This is a genomic window from Streptomyces candidus (assembly GCF_014207445.1).
GTDB classification, from domain to species: domain Bacteria; phylum Actinomycetota; class Actinomycetes; order Streptomycetales; family Streptomycetaceae; genus Streptomyces; species Streptomyces candidus.
In genome coordinates this window covers 1-4,971 of the sequence record NZ_JACHEM010000045.1, presented here as the reverse complement: position 1 = coordinate 4,971, position 4,971 = coordinate 1, and the positions used below count along the sequence as shown (strand labels likewise).

4 protein-coding genes and 2 pseudogenes are annotated in these 4,971 nt (G+C 67.3%); 5 read left to right on the top strand and 1 reads right to left on the bottom strand.

The annotated features are described in order from the left end of the window. The 4 genes and pseudogenes from HNQ79_RS32890 to HNQ79_RS34915 form a co-directional block, all read left to right on the top strand. A partial coding sequence (locus HNQ79_RS32890; protein ID WP_221508373.1) for a tetratricopeptide repeat protein occupies positions 1–1,200 on the top strand: 1,200 nt, incomplete at its 5' end. Positions 1,201–1,560: 360 nt separating this feature from the next. Beyond that, positions 1,561–1,719 (top strand): annotated as a pseudogene (locus HNQ79_RS34995) (IS630 family transposase); the annotation flags it as partial. Between the two features lie 80 nt (positions 1,720–1,799). Beyond that, complete coding sequence (locus tag HNQ79_RS32880) at positions 1,800–2,162, top strand: hypothetical protein (RefSeq protein WP_185036652.1); 363 nt, start codon at positions 1,800–1,802, stop codon at positions 2,160–2,162. Beyond that, a pseudogene (locus tag HNQ79_RS34915) lies at positions 2,099–3,069 on the top strand (DUF6928 family protein). The gene HNQ79_RS32880 and the pseudogene HNQ79_RS34915 overlap by 64 nt, the downstream one beginning before the upstream one ends. 41 nt (positions 3,070–3,110) lie before the next feature. Here the strand turns inward: HNQ79_RS34915 and HNQ79_RS32870 are convergent. Further along, the gene (locus tag HNQ79_RS32870; protein WP_185036655.1) at positions 3,111–3,602 is read right to left on the bottom strand and encodes a hypothetical protein; all 492 of its coding nucleotides are present in this window, start codon (positions 3,600–3,602) and stop codon (positions 3,111–3,113) included. A gap of 437 nt (positions 3,603–4,039) precedes the next feature. Here HNQ79_RS32870 and HNQ79_RS32865 point away from each other — a divergent pair, with 437 nt between their 5' ends. Beyond that, positions 4,040–4,762, top strand: a complete 723-nt coding sequence (locus HNQ79_RS32865; protein WP_185036650.1) for a hypothetical protein — start codon at positions 4,040–4,042, stop codon at positions 4,760–4,762. Positions 4,763–4,971 lie beyond the last annotated feature (209 nt).

Genomic DNA, 4,971 nt, shown 5'->3' with positions numbered 1-4,971 from the left:
GGTCTGTTCGAGCGGGCGTGGGAGGTGATGGAACCGTTCGCGAGGACCGGCTGGCTGCCCGCGGTAGCGGCCGGCGCGGATGTCCTGCTCGCCGGGGGCCGGGCCGAACAGGCGCTGACCCTCGCGTACCCCGCGGGCGAGACGCCGTCGGTGAGGGCGTGCGAGATCTATGCCGGGATGCTCGTGAAGTGCGGGCGTGTCGATGACGCGATCAGCTTCCTTGAGCCGCACCTGCGCCAGCCGGGGGCATTGCGGTGCCTGGTGGACCTGACGGAGGGGCAGGGCCGGGACGCTCGCGTGCTGGACCTGGTGGTGCCGCTCGCCGACGAGGCACGCCACCATCAGCAGGCGCAACGGTCCTCGCACCCCTTGTGGGAGGCGTTGGGCCTGCAGGCGGAGGTGCTGGAGCGCTCGGGCCGGGTGGAGGAGGCGATACGGGTGCTCCGCGAGGATATGGCCGCCCATCGGTACGGGCCGCTGAACACGGTCGGTTCCTACACGCGGCTCCTGGTCCGGCACGGGCGGATCGAGGAACTGCGGCAGGCGGCCACCGGCGACTACGCAGGCGAAGCCCTCCAACCTCTGACGAACGCCCTGATCGCAGCGGGATGCGCCGGCGAAGCGGAAAGCCTCGTGCGGGAACACGTCGCCACCGCCCCCTACCCGCAAGAGTGGCTGCTCCTGGAGTTCCTCGCCGGACAGGGACGCTCCGAAGAAGCCATCGAGGCCGCCCGGCCCACCTTCGAAGACCCCTGGGAAAGCCCACTGCAAGGAATCGTCCACCTGCTCACCGAGAACGGGCACCACGCGCGGGCACTGCAGCTCCTTGACGAGTGCAGTGCGCAGTACGTCGCGGAAGCCGGGGACTGGGTGCCGTCCCACCGGTGGTGGCTGATGGGCGAACTCGGCCGCTCCCGTGAAGCCATCGCAGAGATCAACGCGACACCTCAAATGGACACCGAGGAACGCATCTGCACCGTGGCCGGCCTGATGGCCAAGGACGGCCGACTGGACGACGCCCTCACCCTCCTCGCCACCCACCCTCACGGCAACGCCATCACCGACCGGGCCAAACTCCTCGCACGCCGAAACCGCCCTGCAGAAGCACTGGACGCCCTCCCGAGCGTCGCAGCCCAACGGGCGGAGCACGAACACCGGCGGGGAGCCCCGCAAGAGCTGGGGGGAGACAGCGGCGGGTGACGACGAGTGCGCTGAGGAACGCGACCGGGGTACAGACAGCGAGGGCTATGCCCAGGACCCGCTGTTCTGACGCCCGCCCCACAGTTGCCCGGGCTCTCCCACGGTGCACGCCCAATGTGCCCAGCGCACGCCCATGACGCCTAAACTGGGAACCGCGCAAGGACCTCAGGGGGCATGTCCACCCGGACAGCAACTCGGGCTTCCTGAAGCTGACATCCACTTCGGCTGAGCAGCCGGAACGTCTGCCCGGCAAGGGTGCCGCAGGCGCGAACCTGCGGCACCAAGCCGTGTGTGGCCGGTGTGCAGTTCGGTGCGCGTGCCGCCCTCGGTGTGCTGCCTGCACACATCGCGTTTCCGGCGAACTCGCAAGCGGGCATCTGGTCGCTGGCCAAGCGAGACATCGGTAATCCCGCCGCCGACCGCAGCCAGATCACCCGTGCCGTGAAGCGCAAGTTCAAGGTGCTGCAGTATCGACCGGAGGCCAACGACTGCCTCGCTGGCACCGGCCTGGCCCTGGACTCGTCAGCACGCTGGGTGGCCCACCAGCGCTGGGCGAGCACGACCGAAGTCGAGAGTTGCTGGTCAGCTACGGTGGCGGGGTGAACGAGAGCCTGCCTGCCGACGTAGCCGACGCGCTTACGGCACTCCTGCACGCGGACGATCCGGTTCATGTTGCGCTTCGAAGGCAGGTTCCGCACCTCAGCGTGCGAGCGCGCTGCGCATGCGGGTGCGGCACCGCCTACTTCGAGCTCGACACCAGCCGGGTGGAGCCTGCGCCCTCGGGCCCGCACACAGTCGTGGCGGCCGAAGCGCAGCTCGTCACCGAAGCTGGCGAGTGCCCCGGCGAGGTCCTGATCTTCGCCCAGGACGGCCACCTGTCGTGGCTGGAAGTCTGCTCATGGAGCGACGACATCGAAGTAACACTGGCCGCGGCGCGCCCCTGGCTGCAGACACGCTCCTGACCTCGAACGTCCAACGCCCAGCCCTCGTCCAGGCACCCTGCGAGACACAAAAGTCTCGCATGCAGTTCACGCGCAATCACATACGAGAGGAATGGTGGCAGTTCATGGGTTCGAAGGCGTCGTTACTCGCGTTTGCGCGACAGAGACCTCGTGCGGCCCTGCGTCCAGGCCTGGTGGCTGACGAGGCGGAGGCCCGGCTCCTGGCCGCCACGGTGCTGGCGGTGGAGGGCTTGGAACCGGCTGGCCCGCGGGTACTGGACGAGGTGGTCCGGCCAAAGCCCAGGCTGGTCTGCGCCGGGCAGTTCGCTGACGTCGACATCCTCACGTCGCAGGACCTGGGCCGCTCCTGCCCCAGTGAGCTTGCCGAGTACGTCTCCCGCACCGGGAGCCTGCGCCTTTCCCCGGACGAGGGCGTCATCGAGCAGATCGGCAACCCGCTGCCGCTGGAGCGGGGCTTCTGGGCCGGACAGCATCCCGTCCGGCATGCGCCCGGCTACCCCTGCCCTTCCACCCGCTGGATCTGGGCAACGAAGTCCTGCGGGTCCTCTGCGGGTTCGTCCTCGAAGGCCGGGTCGACGACGGCTGCTTCCATCCCGACATCACGCTGTCATCCTTCCACGAAGCAGACCAGCAGGCCCGGCAGGCGGAGCTGCGGGGCCGCAGCCCAGCGTATGGTCCGGGCCAAGTAGACCTCGAGGCGCGGCAACAGTGCAGGTCACTGCTGAGGCTCACGTCCGCACGGGTCCGCCGCGACTTCCGGCACATCCGCCCCAAGGCCATCTGCCCGGCCGCAGTACCGGAACTCACCCGCCCCGGCCCCGGACGTAAGAACGCCCGCCCAACCACCCCGCGCCATGACGTCCGCACATTCCGTAGTACGGGCAGCACCACGTCCCGGAACACGTAGCCGACCAAGCCACGACCCCGCCGCACAGGTGAGAAATCAAGTCAGGTACGAAGCAGTGAGGCATGGATGCGGGCGATGGCCCGCAGTACCTCGTCACGATTTTTGGCCTGCTGCATCCATGCGGGCAGGCGGGCCACCACGGTCATCTTCCGGCCGTGGTCGTGCCAGGGAATCCCTTCACGCAGCGGTGCCTGCACGAACCGTTTGATCAGGTCCAGGTGTTCCAGGTTGTAGGCCCACACCCACCCGTGCCGGGTCTCGGCCTGCAGCCACAGACGGACGCCGAAGTACGGGTCTGTGGCCGGCGCGTGCCGGTCCCGGTGCAGGGCCACACCGCCACGACTCCATTCCTTCGCCATCCCGCAACTCCGACAGACGAGACGCCTTGCCGTGAAGAGGTCCCGGTCGTGCACCGCGGACGAGTCTGGTGCTGTGCCGACGTGCGCGACCTTCTCGCAGCCGGGACAGCACACGAGAACCGAAGAGAGGAAGTCGAACTTCGTGCTGCGAGGGTCCCGGAACCGAGGGCGCATGGCGATCGAACTCATCGAACCAGTATGCGACCCAGCCTCGAAGGCTCTCACAGGTTAAAGATCAAGCTAAGGGCTGTCCCGCAATGATCGGCTGGTGCGCCCGGCCTCAAGGACGCGGAGTCTGGGCGCCATGATGTTCTCCGTGATGAACGGTGCAGATCTGCATCCTGTCCGGATAGCAGGCTATGACGACGTTTCAGTTGGCGCGATCGCTCGATGGACGGGCAGGATGCATTGGCATGGCAGACCCCGAGCTGAGCGCGTCAACGGCATGGCACTCACTGGGCCTACGCCAACTTGAAGCCGCAGGTCAAAGGGCTGGTGTGACCGGTTCTCGCGGTGCTCACACTGGTCGAGGGCGACAGTCTGCGGAGTAGATCGTCCGTCTGGGAGTTCTTGGCGGTCGGTCACATTCAGCGGCTTGTCATACTTTTCGCATGGAGATGCGAGCCGTAGAGGACGCTCGGCGTTGGCTCGCCGAGCGGGGCGTTGTCGAGGCTGGTGACGGGTGGGCCGACCTCGAGGAGTCGGAGGGGCCGCTCACGGCCAACGAGATCGCGCACTCCTGGGTCAGCGAGGCATTCGCCGACGAGGGCCTGGACATGGCCAGGCAGCTGAGGCTGGCCTTCGGGCTGCTGGATCTCCTCGACGACTATTGGGTGACGTGCGAAATCCGGTTCGCGGACCGAGGATCAAAGGGGCCCTTGTCCGCCGACGTGCTGTGGGACGGCTATCGCCGACGGCTGGAGGCGGACCGGGACGCCGAGGCCGTCACCTACTCGCTCTGGGTCGACTGGTTCGAGGATCGCGACACCGCCGCGACGGCCTTCGCTGCAGTGCTTGGGAACGACATCGAGCACATCGTGACGGAGGGATCGGACGCATCACTCCGCCGTGCCGCCCGGGTTCTGGCCTGCTCGGGTCCCGTGCCCTGGCCCGTGAAGCAGAAGGCGTACGACACCGTTGTGCGCCTCCCCGCATTGCACGGATCGCTGTTCAAGGGCCTGCTCGCCAGCTATCACGACCTTTACGGCGACCTGGAGCCGACGGCCGCACTGGCCCTTCTGGCGCAACTGCAACTTCCGGCCGGCACCTCGCATCTCATGGAACTGCGTTCCGTGCTCACCGCAGGGCACACGAGTGAGCCTCCGCCAGCTTGAAGCCGCAGGTCAAAGGGCTGGTGTGCCTGGTTTTCGGGGCGCTCACGCTGGTCGTGAGCGACTGTCTGAGGAGTAGATCGTCCGACGCCCCTGATTTTCGTTACCGGCGGGCAGCTAGTAGGGCTTGGTCATGTGTCGTTTGTGGTGGCGTGTCTTCTTGATCGGTCGTGTCGTTGATCGTGTGTGCTGAGTGAGGAGTTGGCTGCGGT